At 38.5% G+C, this 15,226-nt stretch carries 20 protein-coding genes and 1 pseudogene; 9 read left to right on the forward strand and 12 right to left on the reverse strand.

Going from position 1 to position 15,226, the window contains the following annotated elements; translation table 11 throughout:
* From B7E05_RS09210 to B7E05_RS09220, 3 genes and pseudogenes are all read left to right on the forward strand, one after another.
* A pseudogene (locus B7E05_RS09210) lies at positions 1 to 264 on the forward strand (IS91 family transposase); the annotation flags it as partial.
* The gene (locus B7E05_RS09215; RefSeq protein ID WP_245832918.1) at positions 239 to 493 is read left to right on the forward strand and encodes a hypothetical protein; all 255 of its coding nucleotides are present in this window, start codon (positions 239 to 241) and stop codon (positions 491 to 493) included. The pseudogene B7E05_RS09210 and the gene B7E05_RS09215, both read left to right, overlap by 26 nt.
* Before the next feature lie 240 nt (positions 494 to 733).
* Entirely contained in the window at positions 734 to 1,174 is a 441-nt protein-coding gene (locus tag B7E05_RS09220) for a GNAT family N-acetyltransferase (protein WP_080873650.1), read from the forward strand.
* A gap of 149 nt (positions 1,175 to 1,323) precedes the next feature.
* Here B7E05_RS09220 and B7E05_RS09225 read toward each other — a convergent pair whose 3' ends face one another.
* Positions 1,324 to 2,670 carry an MFS transporter gene (locus tag B7E05_RS09225; protein WP_080873916.1) on the reverse strand — a complete coding sequence of 449 codons (1,347 nt, stop codon included), beginning with the start codon at positions 2,668 to 2,670 and terminating at the stop codon, positions 1,324 to 1,326.
* A gap of 58 nt (positions 2,671 to 2,728) precedes the next feature.
* Between B7E05_RS09225 and B7E05_RS22520 the strand changes: the two genes are divergently transcribed.
* Positions 2,729 to 2,857, forward strand: coding sequence for a hypothetical protein (locus tag B7E05_RS22520; protein WP_281252456.1), 129 nt, complete (start codon positions 2,729 to 2,731; stop codon positions 2,855 to 2,857).
* A gap of 202 nt (positions 2,858 to 3,059) precedes the next feature.
* On the opposite strand, the gene B7E05_RS09230 is transcribed toward B7E05_RS22520, so the two are convergent.
* From B7E05_RS09230 to B7E05_RS09270, 9 genes are all read right to left on the reverse strand, one after another.
* Positions 3,060 to 3,515, reverse strand: a complete 456-nt coding sequence (locus tag B7E05_RS09230; protein ID WP_080873917.1) for a hypothetical protein — start codon at positions 3,513 to 3,515, stop codon at positions 3,060 to 3,062.
* Positions 3,516 to 3,733: 218 nt separating this feature from the next.
* Positions 3,734 to 4,120 carry an ectoine synthase gene (locus tag B7E05_RS09235; protein WP_080873918.1) on the reverse strand — a complete coding sequence of 129 codons (387 nt, stop codon included), beginning with the start codon at positions 4,118 to 4,120 and terminating at the stop codon, positions 3,734 to 3,736.
* A gap of 40 nt (positions 4,121 to 4,160) precedes the next feature.
* Entirely contained in the window at positions 4,161 to 5,408 is a 1,248-nt protein-coding gene (gene ectB / locus B7E05_RS09240; protein WP_143833304.1) for a diaminobutyrate--2-oxoglutarate transaminase, read from the reverse strand.
* Between the two features lie 48 nt (positions 5,409 to 5,456).
* Entirely contained in the window at positions 5,457 to 6,026 is a 570-nt protein-coding gene (gene ectA / locus B7E05_RS09245; RefSeq protein WP_342745024.1) for a diaminobutyrate acetyltransferase, read from the reverse strand.
* 475 nt (positions 6,027 to 6,501) lie between these two features.
* Positions 6,502 to 7,218 carry a polysaccharide deacetylase family protein gene (locus B7E05_RS09250; protein WP_080873921.1) on the reverse strand — a complete coding sequence of 239 codons (717 nt, stop codon included), beginning with the start codon at positions 7,216 to 7,218 and terminating at the stop codon, positions 6,502 to 6,504.
* A gap of 395 nt (positions 7,219 to 7,613) precedes the next feature.
* Positions 7,614 to 8,828 (reverse strand): NO-inducible flavohemoprotein, encoded by a 1,215-nt coding sequence (gene hmpA, locus B7E05_RS09260; protein ID WP_080873923.1) that lies wholly within the window; start codon positions 8,826 to 8,828, stop codon positions 7,614 to 7,616.
* 154 nt (positions 8,829 to 8,982) lie between these two features.
* Positions 8,983 to 9,165, reverse strand: a complete 183-nt coding sequence (locus B7E05_RS09265; RefSeq protein WP_080873924.1) for a hypothetical protein — start codon at positions 9,163 to 9,165, stop codon at positions 8,983 to 8,985.
* A gap of 383 nt (positions 9,166 to 9,548) precedes the next feature.
* Positions 9,549 to 9,698, reverse strand: coding sequence for a hypothetical protein (locus B7E05_RS22130; protein WP_179134505.1), 150 nt, complete (start codon positions 9,696 to 9,698; stop codon positions 9,549 to 9,551).
* Positions 9,699 to 9,721: 23 nt separating this feature from the next.
* Positions 9,722 to 10,432, reverse strand: a complete 711-nt coding sequence (locus B7E05_RS09270) for an aspartate/glutamate racemase family protein (RefSeq protein WP_080873925.1) — start codon at positions 10,430 to 10,432, stop codon at positions 9,722 to 9,724.
* Positions 10,433 to 10,629: 197 nt separating this feature from the next.
* Here B7E05_RS09270 and B7E05_RS09275 point away from each other — a divergent pair, with 197 nt between their 5' ends.
* Complete coding sequence (locus tag B7E05_RS09275; RefSeq protein WP_080873926.1) at positions 10,630 to 11,613, forward strand: DUF3231 family protein; 984 nt, start codon at positions 10,630 to 10,632, stop codon at positions 11,611 to 11,613.
* A 410-nt stretch (positions 11,614 to 12,023) separates the two neighbouring features.
* Entirely contained in the window at positions 12,024 to 12,149 is a 126-nt protein-coding gene (locus B7E05_RS22670; protein ID WP_425435109.1) for a hypothetical protein, read from the forward strand.
* 178 nt (positions 12,150 to 12,327) lie between these two features.
* Here B7E05_RS22670 and B7E05_RS09280 read toward each other — a convergent pair whose 3' ends face one another.
* A complete protein-coding gene (locus B7E05_RS09280; RefSeq protein ID WP_179134506.1) occupies positions 12,328 to 12,666 on the reverse strand; it encodes a DUF4363 family protein in 339 nt (112 codons plus the stop codon).
* A 164-nt stretch (positions 12,667 to 12,830) separates the two neighbouring features.
* On the opposite strand from B7E05_RS09280, the gene B7E05_RS09285 reads away from it, so the two are divergent.
* The gene (locus tag B7E05_RS09285) at positions 12,831 to 13,442 is read left to right on the forward strand and encodes a YetF domain-containing protein (RefSeq protein WP_245833051.1); all 612 of its coding nucleotides are present in this window, start codon (positions 12,831 to 12,833) and stop codon (positions 13,440 to 13,442) included.
* A gap of 65 nt (positions 13,443 to 13,507) precedes the next feature.
* Entirely contained in the window at positions 13,508 to 13,618 is a 111-nt protein-coding gene (locus B7E05_RS09290) for a DUF1657 domain-containing protein (protein ID WP_179134507.1), read from the forward strand.
* Positions 13,619 to 13,849: 231 nt separating this feature from the next.
* On the opposite strand, the gene B7E05_RS22135 is transcribed toward B7E05_RS09290, so the two are convergent.
* Complete coding sequence (locus B7E05_RS22135) at positions 13,850 to 14,014, reverse strand: hypothetical protein (RefSeq protein WP_179134508.1); 165 nt, start codon at positions 14,012 to 14,014, stop codon at positions 13,850 to 13,852.
* Positions 14,015 to 14,161: 147 nt separating this feature from the next.
* Here B7E05_RS22135 and B7E05_RS09295 point away from each other — a divergent pair, with 147 nt between their 5' ends.
* The gene (locus B7E05_RS09295; RefSeq protein WP_080873929.1) at positions 14,162 to 15,163 is read left to right on the forward strand and encodes an SDR family oxidoreductase; all 1,002 of its coding nucleotides are present in this window, start codon (positions 14,162 to 14,164) and stop codon (positions 15,161 to 15,163) included.
* The last annotated feature ends 63 nt before the right edge of the window (positions 15,164 to 15,226 follow it).

Raw genomic sequence — 15,226 nt, forward strand, 5'->3', positions numbered from 1 at the left:
CAACAAATATTGAGTTTATATGCGTTCATGAGAACGAAGCAGATTTCGTTTCTTTTGGAAGCAAAACGTAAGAAAAAAACATACCGTCAACGTATGATAGAATCATTTGAACAGGACCCTTTGGAATGTCCGTGTTGCCGTAAACAGATGGAGCTCATTGGAATATGGCATGCTGACTATGGGTGGATTTATCATTACATGGAGGATGTAGAGAAAGAAAGAAGGAGGAGATACGGAATTGACAAACCCAAAAGAGCCGGATAAATCAGATGAATTTTTTCCAGACTGGCTGGACGAAGAGGATCCTTTTGGCTTAAAAGAAGAAATGAAGATCATATTATTTCAATGTTTAGATTGCCATGGAACCGATGAAGTCCCGGAGTATATCATTGGTGAATTTAGTGTGGATAAAAATAATAGGGATGAAGTAGAACTTCATTGTCCGCATTGTAATGGCACTATGATTGAAGCGAAAAACGTCCCAAGTGATTAGCATCTACTTGGGACGTGATTTAGTCGCGTTAGCGATTTTGTTCTGATATTGTGAAATGTGTTCTATTATAGAAGATAATTAGAAAGTGAAAATGACTTTTCTTTGGCAGTAAATAAGAGGTTATAGATAGCAATGGAATAATTACTTCATAAAACATGAACAGGCATATATAATAAAAACATGCCTTACTTGTAAAAAGGAAAGGATTTTTATTCGATTTTTAATTGGGAGGAAGTACTCATGCAATGGAAAAAGCCTAGCAGTGAAGATTATACTGCTCTGATTCAATTATGGGAGAAATCTGTGTTAGCAACACATGATTTTTTGAAATCCAAAGATAGAGAAGAAATGAAAGCAGAAATTCCAACTTATTTCCCGCAACTAGATATGAAATCGTGGTACCATGATGATACATTGATTGGGTTTTCTGGTGTGAATGAAAGAAATTTGGAAATGTTGTTTTTAGACCCGGACCAAATAGGGAAGGGATTTGGCAGCATTATTATAAAGGATTTAATAGAAAAAGATGGCATTCAATTCGTAGATGTAAATAAGGACAATACATCAGCTACTGCTTTTTATTTGAAGCATCGATTTCAAGTGATTGGAGAATCCGAACAAGATGGGCAGGGAAGAGATTATGCCCTGCTGCATTTAGGTTTGGACGGAGTCACGGAATAAGTGAAACCCGTGTTATGGCAGACAATATCAAATGAAAGCAGATAGGTTACATAAAACCGCCCGTTTCGATCATCATGTGAAACAGGCGGTTTTATATAGGATGAAATAGATTGGTAACCGCATGATTATGCTGTAATACAGCTATTATCTTATGCGATTCGATGCTTTTTAACTGGTATAACCCGGTCAAAGCTGGCATGTTTTTCCCTGACTGTAATAAAGCAAAGGGCTCCAATCAGGCTAGGTATCGCAAATGCCATAAATGCATGCTGCGGGTCTAGATTTGTTGACAGTAAGAGGGCAATGGCTACTGGTGCCATAATGCCGCCGATTCGTCCAACGCCAACTGCGATACTTAACCCAGTTGTCCGAATTTCCCTCGGGTAAAACTCGGAAATATACGGATTTACTAAATTTTGTGTTCCAACGGTGCAGGCACCTGTTAATGTAATAATAAAGTATAACAACAGAGAATGTGTGGTAATACTCAATAAAACAAAACATAGTGAACCGATAAAAAACATCAGGATTAAGACAGAACGATGTCCGAGCCGGTTTACTAACATACCTCCAAAGATAGATCCTGAAATTTGTCCGACAGCAAGCATCAGGTTAAAAGATAAACTCGATGTTAAGCCATGTCCTGCGTCCACCATGACTTGCGGCAGCCAAGTTGTTAGTCCCGAAATTACCAGCATCGAGCACGTAACAGCAACCCAAAATGCCAACGTACTGGTTGTCCGATTATTGGAGAAAACCTTTTTAATGGGAACTTCCTTAGTGCTTTCCTTAAACGTTTCATATTCATAGTTATCGGATGCCTGATAGTTACCGCCAGGATGGACCTTATTTAGAATTTCCGCAATCTTATCTCCTCTTTTCTTGGAAAGGTAATAGGAAATTGATTCCGGAAACTGTTTTAGGAACCATGGCATCGCAAGAAGAGGTATAATACCAACCCAATATAATAATCTCCAGCTGACCATTTCCATTAAATACATTCCAATAAAGGAAGCGATAATAGCTCCTATGGAATAGCCGCAATACATAGCGGCAATCGTTAGCGCACGTTTCTTTACTGGAGAATATTCTCCCATCATTGCTACAAGGATTGGCATGATTCCGCCGAGCCCTAATGCTGCAATGATTCGCATCGTCATAAACAGGGTGGGATTTTGTGCAAAACCGGCTAAAAAGGTAAAAAGACTGAATAAGATTAAGCAGATAGCTATCGCTTTTTTACGTCCAATCAGATCGGAAATAGAACCTAGCAAAAATGTACCGACCATGGTGCTGATAAGCGTATAACTGCTTATTGCTCCAGCTTCCACTCTGCTGATATGAAAATCCTCCATCATTAATGGAAGTCCAATTCCATAGATGGCAACGTCAAAGCCATCAAAGCCAATGGCGAAAAAACACCAAAGAAAAATAAGCAGATGAAATTTATTAAATTTGCTGTTTCCTAATACTTGGGTTGTCTGGACTGTGCGCATGTTGTTAAAACGTCCTTTCGTTTTTATTTTCGATTTTTAAGGTTAAGAGCATCTTACCATGAAAGAACAGCTATCAGGTAATTGTAAAAATGTATCGTTTGCTATAGGAAATAACTATATAGGTGAGGGAGCGGGAGGGCATGGCTATGTATTTGCTTTCATGCAGCTGAAAAATGCGTTTGGATAAATACTGGGTTCCGAGACCGGACGTATGCGAGCAGATAAGAAGTATTCTGAAGTCCATTTGTTGATGGAAGTAGAAGTGAATAAGAGGAAAGACAAGATGATGATTGAATGGAAATGACGTGCAGCGTCTTGTTTCAGAACAAGAGAAGAATCCATTTTAGAAAAATAATCAGAATGAATTCTTCTCTTGAAAGTTCACTTTATTACATGCGCACAATGACTGCTCCGCCGCCGCTTCCTTGAACACATTTGGTATCTTCCTGCTGATGCAACGATTCCAGCAGTTGATTATTTTGTGTAATCAATTGGTTAAGCTGCTCTAATTGGCTCTTTAGATGATACATCATCTGCACCATATGTTGCATATCTGGTGAAGCACCATATGATGCATTGACTGGATAGGCTGAAAAGGCATCATATGACCCGTTTTCTGGTCTTTGGTTGACAGTAGCCGAAGCAAGGGGGCTGTATCCAGGTACCGTATTTGTTTCATACTTCGTTCCTTGCAATTGTTTCTCCTTGCCAGTGGAATCCTGTACACTGTTTCTGTTGACAGAAACAGAACCTTGGTAGGCACTTTGCTGGGTATGATTCTCCTGATGCTGTCGATAAGGCTGCCACCCCCAACCAGGCGAATAGGGTGGATTGTGAAAAGACATCCGTTAACCTCCTTTCATCCTACACCAGTCTATTCTTCTTTTCTCGCTATGTGTGCGGCTATCCGAAAAAGATAGATGCGCTCAGTTATACGGCAGTTTGCTTCGAATGTTCATCTCGTTGCTGTTATATGATGATATATGTTTATTTGAAAGCAAAAATCACCTGAACCTAATATGAGAAGAAACCCATATCAGGTTCAGGTGATTTTCAAGACAATCTATTCCGTTAACAACGGATAGTATCCTTCTTCATTATGCGTTTCAGTCCCAACTAAAGGAGGATTGAAAACGCAAACCATACGCATTTGTGTGCGTGCACGAAGCCGGTGCTTATCGTTTTCATTTAAAAGGTACATTGTTCCGGGCTTAATCTGGTATACATCCCCCGTTGATACCTTTTCAATTTCTCCCTCGCCTTCGATGCAGTAAACTGCTTCAATATGGTTTTTATACCAGAAGAAATTGTCTGTTCCTGCTTTGATGATGGTGTCGTTCATACTGAAGCCGACACCTTCCTTTTTTAAAATGAAGCGGCGACTTTCCCAATTTTCGGATTTTGTTTCTGCTTCTGTGCCAAGTAAGTCTTCCAGTGATTTTACAATCATTCCTTTATTCTCCTCTCTGCAATCGGTATTTCTTTTATATTTATTGTTTTAGGACATGTTTTATACTATCTTCCAGAATCTCTAATCCTTTTTCCAATCCTTCCTGATCAATAATCAATGGTGGCAGGAATTTTACCACTTCATCATCTGGACCAGAAGTTTCTACAATCAGCCCGCGATTGAATGCCTCCGCACAAATGTCTTCTGCCAATCCTTCTTTGTCGATGGCGATGCCTTGCATCAGACCTCTGCCTTTGGCTTCTCCGTTTAATTCCGGGTATTGGTCAATGAGTCGATTGATTTCTGATTTTAGAAATGCACCTTTTTCTTGTATAGCACGGGCAAATGCATCATTTTCCCAATTTTTCAGCGCTTCGGTTGCGGCGATAAAGGCCATATTGTTACCACGGAAAGTGCCATTATGCTCGCCAGGGCCCCATTGGTCATACTCTGATTTAATGAGCGTAATCGCCATTGGCAGACCGATGCCGCCAATCGATTTAGACAGGCAAACCACATCCGGTTTAATTCCAGCCGGTTCAAAGCTGAAGAAGGTACCAGTCCGTCCATTTCCAGCCTGTACATCATCTACAATCAGAAGGATGTCCCAGCGTCTGCATAGTTCTTCCACTTTTTTCAGCCAATCCATACGTGCAGCATTAATTCCGCCTTCACCCTGAACGGTTTCCAGAATAATTGCGGCAGGCAGTGCGACACCACTTCCGCTATCTTCTAAAAAGCGGTCCAGATAAGCAATCGAATCATGGTCCTCTACATAGTTGTCAAATGGCATCGAAACAGCGTGGTGCAACGGTACACCGGCACCATGACGTTTGAAGGAGTTTCCTGTCACAGACAGCGAGCCAATCGTCATTCCATGAAACGCATTGGTAAAGCTAATAACCGTTTCCCGGCCTGTTATCTTTCTGGCAATTTTCAGTGCGCTTTCCACTGTATTGGTGCCAGTAGGGCCGGGGAACATGATTTTATAATCCAGATTTCGTGGCTTGAGAATAACCTCATTAAAACGCTCCAGGAAATCTTGTCTAGGAATCGTAGCCATATCAAGGCTATGAATCACACCATCATTTTTAATATATTCAATTAATTTCTCCTGCATCGCATCATTGTTATGGCCATAATTCAATGTGCCTGCACCTGCGAAGAAATCAATATATTCTTTTCCATCTGTATCCCACAGCTTGTAGCCTTTTGATTTTTCAAAAACAGTCGGCCAGCCTCTGCTGTAGCTTCTTACTTCCGATTCTAAATTTTCAAACGTTTTCATTTTCGCATCATTTAATGTTGCTGTTGTCAATGAAATCATTCCTTTTAATTATTTATTTTCTGTCGCAATCGGCCCAATCGTAAATAGTAACTCATCTTCATGTTCTTCCTCTTCATCCGGAAAGTCTTCTGATATGAAATAATCACTGATGTGACAATCCGTATCAAGCTTTTTAGCAAGACCCTTAAATAAAGATTGGGAAGGTTGATTGGATGGAGAAACGGTTGCTTCTACATAATCAATCTCATTACAAGCTTCACGTTTTAATAATTGGCGCAGCATTTTCGTTGCTAATCCGTTACCTCGAGCAGAAGCATCTACAGCAACTTGCCAGATAAATAGTTTATTCGGATTATTCGGATTTTTATACCCGGAAATAAATCCGAGGGTATCTCCGTCTTTTTCTGCAACGATGGAGGTTTCTGAAAAGATATCACACCACATTAAATAGCTGTATGAAGAATTGAGGTCAAGCACCTTGGTATCTTTGATCAGTTCCCAAACGGCTGCTCCATCACCTTTTGCAGGTTCGCGAAAATAAAAATCATTTTCTTTTTCAATTGTTAATGTCGTGTCTTTTGTTGTGTTTGTATTAATGCTCTCACCTCCTGCGTGGATTTTTTACTTACCTATATAAGATTAACATAAGCAGAAATAACGTCAAAACGTATAAAGTGGTGAATAACGTGATTATTGATGATGAGAAGGGGTGAGTGTAAAATGATTGCCATTGGCTATAAATAGCTTTGAATATAATAGAAATAATCCGTTTTATACAATTATGAAGGAAAACAGATTAAAAAATAATAATGTTCTTCTTTAATTGGAAATTTTCATTTTCGGAAATGGACTGGATGTTACGTTAAATCATTGCGCTTACTCGTTCCATCGAAAGGCTTTTGTAATATTCCCGCTTTAAAATGAAGAAAACTTGTTATTACTAAGTGAGAGGCAGGGCAGCCAGTAACGGCCCAATTCGTTCCGGCCTGCAGGATGTAGGTGACAAAGGTATTGCTGCGCGACGTCACGAACTTAGCCTTTGTTCCTCTTCATTCAGTGGGGTGGAAAGATCCCCACTGAATGAAGTTTCACTTTATTTTTCATCCAGCTCTTTCATTTCAGAAAGTGTCACGGTTTCGTATCCATGTTCCGTTAGATAATCAAGAATAAGTGGAAGTGCCTTCACGGTTTCTTCTCTATTACCACCTGCATCATGGAAAAGAACAACATCTCCAGGAGATACATTGCTGATGACATCATCAGCAATCGATTGATAGTCTACGTCGCTCCAATCTTTTGTATCCTGATCCCAGGACCATAAAACAACGGATAGTTGGTTCTTTTTCGCTTTATCAACAATTGCATTATTATATTCACCGCCGACGGGCCGGAAAAGCTTTGGCCGGGTCCCTGTTATGGCGTATATGATATCTGAGGTTTCCTTCATTTCTTGATTAAGTCGAGATAACTTTGTGGTGTGGTCATAAGTATGATTACCAATTTCATGTCCTTCTGAAAATTGCCGGTAAAGAATATCTGGAAATTTTTCTGCATGAGCACCGAGGACAAAAAAAGTAGCTTTTGCCTCGTAATCCGCTAAAATATCGAGAACAGCTGGAGTATAAATCGAATGTGGGCCATCATCAAATGTCAGAGCGATCACTTTTTCCTCTGTTTCAGCATCCCAAAAGATATCTCCATCTTTTTCATAGTCGAATCTATCTTTTGCATGTATTGGATCTTGGGCTAATAAGAAAAAACAAACAGTTAGCAGTAAATAAGGGACGGTATGTTGTATTTTTTTCTTCATTTAACACCTCTAAATGCCAATCAATAAATTTATGGCTATAATCAATGATTCGTTGTTTTATTATTATTTGTTGGATGTGATTTTTTCATTCTGCAGGAATACTTGAAAAATTTGGGGGAGAAGGTTACGTTAACCTAAAAGAAATATTTTATAAAAGTAGCCGGAATAAAACGTATAACCTCCTATTTGTGCTTTTATTTTTTTCATTGGCAGCCAACTTATGTGAACGTATTGATAATAAAAAAATAAATATGATTCCTGATAATAATATAGGAACTTAAGGAACATTCGAAAGTGATTCAAATGAAAAATCATCCCTTCTTTAAAGTGCAAGAGACAATTTTTCATTTGAAATATTCTCTTTCAGTGATTTCTTACTTTAGAGCATCTTATACCTAATCGATTGTGCTAACTGGACTGAACAACTCGTAGGTACGGTTTTCTTCAGAGACTCCCCATTCTTTAAGCGCATCGTTTATGGCTTTTAAGAAGGGAAGAGGTCCGCAAAAATAAAAATCTTTCTTGTTATCAGATAAAACAGTTTTTAGCCAGTCCAAGTCAATAAAACCTTCTTTATCATAACGATTTTCTATTCGGTCTTGTTTAGTAGGGGCAGCATAGCATATAAAAGCATTTATATGCTTATGTTTTTTGGTTAATGCTTCTACATGCTCTCTCATTGCATGCACTTTGCTGTTTTCGGTTGCATGGATAAATGTGATTTCACGTTGAGGGTGACTTTCTGCCAAGGAATTGAACATACTCATTATTGGCGTTATACCTACTCCTCCACTAAGTAAAACAATCGGCTGCTTTTCCGTAGAAAGTGTGAAATCACCAGCAGGTGCGGCGATAGATAGTGTATCACCTACTGAAACATCATGATGAAGATAATTCGAAACAATCCCGGCTGGATAACCGTTTTGGGGACCTTCACGTTTGACACTAATCCTGAAATACAGATTATTAGGAGCATCTGACAAGCTATAGTGTCTCATATGAAAATATTTTTCACCTTTGATATCTGCCTGAATGGTAAGGTATTGACCGGGTTTATAAGCAGGGATACGTTTGCCGTCTTCAGGTTTTAAATAGAAAGAAGTAATCACTTCACTTTCTTTTACTTTTTGATCTACAAGGAAGGTGCGGAACCCGGTCCAACCGCCTGGTTGCTGCTCTGCCTGCTGATAAAGTTTTTTCTCAATATCAATAAAAATATCTGCAATGGCTTGATATGCTTCTTCCCAGGCTTCAATAACCTCATTTGTTGCTGCATCACCGAGAACGTCTTTCACAGCTTCAAGCAGCGTTTCCCCAACAATTGGATATTGTTCAGCCTGTACGCCTAATGCCCGGTGTTTTTCAGTCACTCTCCTTACCATTGTTTCGATAGCTTCTAAATTGTCAATATTGGCACCAGCTAAATACACACCGTAAGCCAATGCTCCCTGCTGAACACCGCTTTTTTGATTTGTTTGGTTAAACATGTTGTACAAATCAGGTACGCGGGAGAATAGCAATTCGTAAAATCTTTCACCAATTTCTTGACTATGCTCCTGCAATACTGGAGCAGTTGATTTCACTATCTTAATTGTGTTTTCTTCAAGCATTATATTACCCCTTTCAGGTTCCATGTTAATCGTTGTTAGTATATACTTATTAACGATTTTTAATAGCGCATCCAGGTACACTGCGACAAAAAAGATACCTGAATCAGGGATTTTTAGTCCGCGATGATTCAGGTATCTTAAAAATAAGGATCAACTATTTGCGATGACGGTTATTGCGTCGCTCGTTGTTACGATTATTATTTTCCTCGAAAGCATTTTCATCCATAAACTCATTCTCATTTGCAAACTCCACGTTACTGATTTCTTGATTGTGGCGGTCCTCATTATTGCGTTTTCTTCGTTCATTGCGGTCAAAACGACGTTTATTAGTATCCATTGAAAGCCCTCCCAGTATGCTTTATGAGAATAACATTTATTTTTGGAACTTTGCCTTAAACGAAAGCTGCCAGTACAAATGTCGCCCTCGAATTATATCTTATCCCGTTTTCCAAAAATCACTCGTTATTTTGAGAATCCATATTTTGTTATTTGAAAAAGTGCCGATTCAGGCTCTAATCTTGAGAAGACCCAAAGTAGTCCTGCCATTTGGTATGTTGCCTGCTTTGGACAATTTAACACGGAGAACGGTCCGTAAAATTCCCGCTGAGTGAAGTTTCGTTTTATTTTTAATTAGAGATTGTTTCATGGATCTTGTCATTGTAATATACACGTTAGGGGTAGGGATTAGAAAAATGCCGTTATCTAAAATGGCTGATACATTTAATTTTGATGATGTTCCGCTTCCTGTTGCGGTTCCTCTGAACATGTAAAACAATACAGGTTCCCTTGATCATGTACACCATCTAAGAAACCGTCTTTACAATAAATCGTCTTACCGCATTTTACACATGTCCCTATATATTCTTTCATTCGGATTCTCCTCATTTCTTCCTTTAACTAATTCCTTCATTTTCAAACATGAAATCCACTACTTTGTTTACGTGGATGTCCATGGTATCTAAAAGGGGAATGTCAAAATCTTCTTCAGAAAAAATCATTGGCAACTCTGTACAGCCGAGAATTAGGCTGTCAATCTGCTTCTGTTCAATCATCTCATCGACAATTTGCTTAAATGCTTTTTTTGTTTCAGGATTGACAATCCCATTTTCTAATTCATTGACAATTTTTTCGTGCAAGTATTGCTGGGTAACTTCTTCTGGAACATCAATACGTTTCCCATTTTCTTCAAATGGTGTTTTGAAAAAATCTCGTTCCATCGTAAACTTTGTGCCAAGGAGACCAATCTGCTCTACTCCCTGATTTTTAGCCTCTTCAACCGTTGCGTCTACGATACTTATCATTGGAACGTTCACCTGTTTTTGTACTTCGTCAAAAACAAGGTGCGGCGTATTTGCAGCAATAATCATGCCGTCTACTTCCAAGTGTTCCAGTTTGCGTGCAGCATTCCCAACGTACGTAATCAGATCATCTAAACGCCATTCCGTAATGTACCTGAAAATATGATACATATTAATACTGTTAATAAATATCTCTGGCAGTACCTGACGGGTCCCTTTCTTTTCTTGAAACCGCCTGATAATGGACTGATAATATTGAACCGTGGATTCTGGACCTAAACCACCAATAATCCCAATTTGTTTCATCATGTTCCTCCTTCTTTATATTAATTCCTAGTTATATTATAAGAATTACGAATCTAATTAACAATATAAAATCAAATACAGAATGAATTAGTTGCTAATATTTTGTGATTTTTGGGAACAGTAATATGTATACATTCATAAAAAAGCCCAATACTACTTTTTAACGTGAATAATAAATATAGGGAGGTTATGTGCTAATGCCCGATAAATCTAAAATGACTGCATCTGAACTCGGTGCTCTATGGATGACGTACCAGAAGAAAACATTGATTCTGCGATATTTGGAATACTTTATAGAAACAGCAGAGGATGAAAAGGCTCAAAATCTAATGGCAGGATTATGGGAGGCACTTCATCCCAAAGTCGAAGAAATGCAAATAATGATTCAAGCGGAAGGCGCAGCAGCTCCCAAAGGATTTACGCATGAAGATGTATACCTGGAAGCACCAAGGTTATATGAGAATGGTTTTGATATTATGTTTTGCCGGATATTAAAAAAGCTCAGTCTGTCTATGTATGCTCTCCATATAACCGTTTCTTACCGAGAAGATATTATTAAGCTTTATATGGATATCATTCATATTTCGCAGACCTATTATAATCATTTCACTCAATATTTACTGGAAGAAGGGCTGCTTCCTCGTCCAAACTACATCTCCATGCCAAAGTCGGTGGATTACATCACGGACAAGAATTATATGAAAGGAACAAACCTTTTGGGGAATAAACGAACTCTAAATACGGTTGAGTTTTCATATCTTTATCAAAGTATTGAAGTTAACATTACCGGTATGCAATTAATGGCAGGTTTCGCCCAATGTGCGAAGGATAAAGAGGTACAAAAATATTTTACAAAAGGGAAGGAACTTTCGAAAGAAATTTTAAATGAAACTGGAGAAATCCTTCTTCGGGATGACATCCAATCACCAGCTACCCCGGGAGGCACTGTGACAAGTTCCACAACTGCACCTTTTTCAGATAAACTCATGATGATGACAACCTTCTTTTTTTGTAACGTATCTCTTGGATCCCAAAGCTTTGGTGCTAATTTCAGTATGCGTAATGATTTGAATGCAAGTCTTGGGATAAAAGCTAAAGATATCTACCAATATGCAAGAGAAGGGTTAACCATTATGCTCAATAATGGCTGGATGGAAGAACCGCCAAAAATGGATGTTTGAATAACTAAATAGCATTACAGCAAGAAAAGAAACGGCAGCAGCTTCAAATGATGGCTGTTGATTTAGGTATTGATAATTTTGCAGCCACAGTCACGAACACTGGCAATAGAGTCGTTTTAGCGGAAGGCAAAACCGTCTTATACGTTAATCAACAACAAAGCCGGCTAAAATTTTACGTTGAGCAACCTACAATGAAAACATCCAAACGAAGATCCGTTTACATCTAAACGTTTGAAGAAAATCATCCAAAAAAGATTACTTCAAATCAAAGCCTGTTTATAAGGCCAGTTTTCAAATCATAAAACCTCTCTGGAAGTGGATATTGATTCCCTCATTAATTAATCAACATAAAGAGTCGGAACAACACACTAAGATGGATAAAGAAATGACCAATCTTTTACAGCCTGCTTATTCAGATGTACACATACAAAGCAGAAAAGCACGGAGTAACCGTGGTGTTGGCAGAAGAATCTTATACGTCAAAGGCAATCAAAGAAGAATTTAAACAACGAAAGGCAATCGAATCAAATAGTTAATTGAAGGGGCGGGCTCCATTTTGTAGGAGTCTGCCCTTTGAGTCTATTTAAACAGATAAGAATATATCTGATACATAAAATGAAACCAATTTTGATAAAGATAAAACTACAAAACAGGCAACAAAAAGAATTCTTATAATGGTTGCTTTGCTGACATCACACTGAATTCATTTTTTAACTACAATGAATAAATTCCTTCAAAAATAGACTTTACCGTAGCCAGTTCAAGTCTGGTATTTAAAACATCCTCTTCTTTCGCTGCTGCGATTAGGTTACTGATACTCTCATCCAGCCCCTCATACTCGTCTTCATCCCCAACTAACTGGATTTTCCATTTATCTTCTTTGTACATTTTCTTTAATTCCTCAGCTTGTGATGTTACCGTATCCCATTCAGACTGCCCAATTGTCTGTTCGAGTTCATCAATATGTTCAAAAAAATGGTCGCCTCCTACTTGATTGCTGCACCCGGGAAGGGTGATAAACAGCAGTACGAAAAAAATGATTACCTTCTTCATTTCTAATCCCTTCCTAATGTTATGCATGGTTATACATAGATTGCCCCATAATACGAATATATTATGTATTTTAGAAAGGTTGGGAATGAAATCATGCCAGAGATTGTATTGATCCTCATCCGATCGATAACGGCATTTTTTTATTATTCTTAATGGCGCGGATGATGGGAAAAAAGCAAATTTCACAGCTTACTTTTTTTGATTATTGTGTAGGAATTACTATCGGTTCCATAGCTGCTACGTTGTCAGTGGACCAAAACGTTAAAATTGTAAATGGATTAGTATCGTTAACGATTTGGGGATTTTTTCCGATTATGCTGGCTTATCTCGGATTGAAATCATTGGTTTTTTCAAGAATAACAGATGGGAAAGCTACCATCGTCATACGAAACGGCGAAGTGCTGGACAAGAATTTGAGAAAGAACCTGCTGACTATTAATGAATTATTAATGCTATTAAGAGAGAAGGGGGCATTTAACGTTTCGGATGTAGAAATGGCTGTTTGGGAGACAAATGGGGAGTTAAGTATTATGTTGAAAACAGATCAACAGCCGGCTACTCCGCAAACATTAGGCATCTCGATGGAGCAGGGGCATGGACCTGCGATCTTGATTATGGACGGAAAAATAATGAAAAAAAGCCTGGAGCATCTTGGTTATTCAAAAGAATGGCTTGCAGGTGAAATACAGAAGCAGGGGGCGGAAGATATTAAGGATGTTTTCCTAGCTCAAATGAATTCTCGCGGCAGTATCTATGTTGATTTGTATGAGGATTAATATACCAAAACTAAAATAGAAGAAAAACTGCTGTTAGCTGCATCGCTAAAAAAATACAAGCCGATTTGGAGGGATTTTCACTTCAGACAGAGAATCCAGAAGTTAAAGATTTATATGCCAGGCAGGCAACAGAAGTTCAAAAAGTGCTGAATACCACCCTGCCTTATTTAAAGTAAAAGAAGCGGAATATTTTTATTCAAATCCGGTTGCCAGATGGGTCGCTAATCCAGATATGCTTGTTTACGCTGCTTTAAAATGTGTTTTAATTGTTGTAAGAGAGTGGTTTTTCTATGTTGAATAGATAAAAGAAAAGGTATTACATATCTAATATAAATATATGTAATACCTTTTTGTCTTCTCCAATACATTCATTGTTCTTATATGCTGGTTCTATCGATAGGAAACTGTCATTCTACGTTAGGATAAAAAGGCTCATATACAGGTTTAGTATAATATGGCGGTCTAATCTTAATTGTTGGCGTCGTCCAACTATAGTTTAAATAATGCATTTCCAGCTTTTCTTCATTGTTTTCTAATAAGCGTTTAACGTGAGGGTAAAATTCAAATTCCAACTTATTGCCTCCTTCTGTAAAACTCTATGTTATTTAAGGGGCGGGTTTTACACATGCATGTGAAACGAAAGTGGTCTATATAATGCCATATTGCTTCACATCTGCATTCGCCTAATCATAGCCTATGAAAAGGAGGGGGAAATCGTTATGAAAAACCAAAATAATGACCGTGATCCATCATTATCAGAGGAAGAAGCGTTGAAACAAATTCGAGCGTACCACCAATGGTTTGAAGAAAATAAAATAGAAGATCCTTATCCGTATTACCCGATATACGGTAAAATTACCCAGTACGAAGAGGTGCCTCTTACACAACCGGAACAACGCCAGCTGGTTCAGCCGGGAGTCGAAAGATTAATGGTTCCAAAACCGATTATTGAGAATCCAAACTATAAAGGAAGCGGAAAATTAAAAGGGAAAGTCGCGCTGATAACGGGTGGAGACAGCGGAATGGGAGCTGCTGCGGCAATTGCTTTTGCGAAAGAAGGCGCTGACGTTGCGATTGCCTATTTAAATGAGCATGAAGATGCTAATCGGACAAAAAGAAGGATAGAGGAACTTGGGCAAGAATGTCTATTATTACCCGGAGATCTTCGTGAAAAAAAGCAGTGTGAACATATTGTTTTGGAAACGATTAAACATTTTAATAAATTGGATATATTATGTAATCATGTTGGCGTTCAATTTCAGCAAAATGATGTGACGGAAATTACCGATGAACAATTTGATCAAACTTTTAAAATGAATATTTATTCTCACTTTTATACAACGAGAGCAGCGCTGCCACATTTAAAAGCAGGAAGCTCCATTATTGGAACGTCCTCTGTAGTTACTTATGCGGGAGAACCTTTATTAATGGATTATGCAGCTACCAAAGGAGCCATTGTCGGATGGACACGTTCTTTAGCCAAAAACATTGCTAAACGTCAGATTCGCGTAAATGCGATTGCTCCAGGCCGAATTTGGACACCACTTATCCCGGCAAGCTTTTCTGCAGATGAAAACGCCTTGACTGGAGGGAATTTATTTGGCCGCATGGCTCAACCATTTGAAGTAGCACCGACTTTTGTTTATCTGGCATCGGATGATTCCAGACATGTTACGGGTCAGGTGCTTCATGTAGATGGAGGAGAATCAACTAATTCTTAAAAGTAGTTGATTCTGGTAAAAAGCCCGTAAAGATTCCCCGAACCATGAAGCCATCATATCTAA

It is taken from the genome of Oceanobacillus timonensis (genome assembly GCF_900166635.1).
GTDB lineage: Bacteria > Bacillota > Bacilli > Bacillales > Amphibacillaceae > Oceanobacillus > Oceanobacillus timonensis.

Coding starts and splice junctions, on each gene's coding strand:
- B7E05_RS09220 (WP_080873650.1), top strand. CDS start 734: ATGCAATGGAAAAAGCCTAGCAGTGAAGATTATACTGCTCTGATTCAA.
- B7E05_RS09225 (WP_080873916.1), bottom strand. CDS start 2,670: ATGCGCACAGTCCAGACAACCCAAGTATTAGGAAACAGCAAATTTAAT.
- B7E05_RS22520 (WP_281252456.1), top strand. CDS start 2,729: ATGAAAGAACAGCTATCAGGTAATTGTAAAAATGTATCGTTTGCTATA.
- B7E05_RS09230 (WP_080873917.1), bottom strand. CDS start 3,515: ATGTCTTTTCACAATCCACCCTATTCGCCTGGTTGGGGGTGGCAGCCT.
- B7E05_RS09235 (WP_080873918.1), bottom strand. CDS start 4,120: ATGATTGTAAAATCACTGGAAGACTTACTTGGCACAGAAGCAGAAACA.
- ectB (WP_143833304.1), bottom strand. CDS start 5,408: ATGAAAACGTTTGAAAATTTAGAATCGGAAGTAAGAAGCTACAGCAGA.
- B7E05_RS09250 (WP_080873921.1), bottom strand. CDS start 7,218: ATGAAGAAAAAAATACAACATACCGTCCCTTATTTACTGCTAACTGTT.
- hmpA (WP_080873923.1), bottom strand. CDS start 8,828: ATGCTTGAAGAAAACACAATTAAGATAGTGAAATCAACTGCTCCAGTA.
- B7E05_RS09265 (WP_080873924.1), bottom strand. CDS start 9,165: ATGGATACTAATAAACGTCGTTTTGACCGCAATGAACGAAGAAAACGC.
- B7E05_RS22130 (WP_179134505.1), bottom strand. CDS start 9,698: ATGAAAGAATATATAGGGACATGTGTAAAATGCGGTAAGACGATTTAT.
- B7E05_RS09270 (WP_080873925.1), bottom strand. CDS start 10,432: ATGAAACAAATTGGGATTATTGGTGGTTTAGGTCCAGAATCCACGGTT.
- B7E05_RS09275 (WP_080873926.1), top strand. CDS start 10,630: ATGCCCGATAAATCTAAAATGACTGCATCTGAACTCGGTGCTCTATGG.
- B7E05_RS09280 (WP_179134506.1), bottom strand. CDS start 12,666: ATGAAGAAGGTAATCATTTTTTTCGTACTGCTGTTTATCACCCTTCCC.
- B7E05_RS09285 (WP_245833051.1), top strand. CDS start 12,831: ATGGGAAAAAAGCAAATTTCACAGCTTACTTTTTTTGATTATTGTGTA.
- B7E05_RS09295 (WP_080873929.1), top strand. CDS start 14,162: ATGAAAAACCAAAATAATGACCGTGATCCATCATTATCAGAGGAAGAA.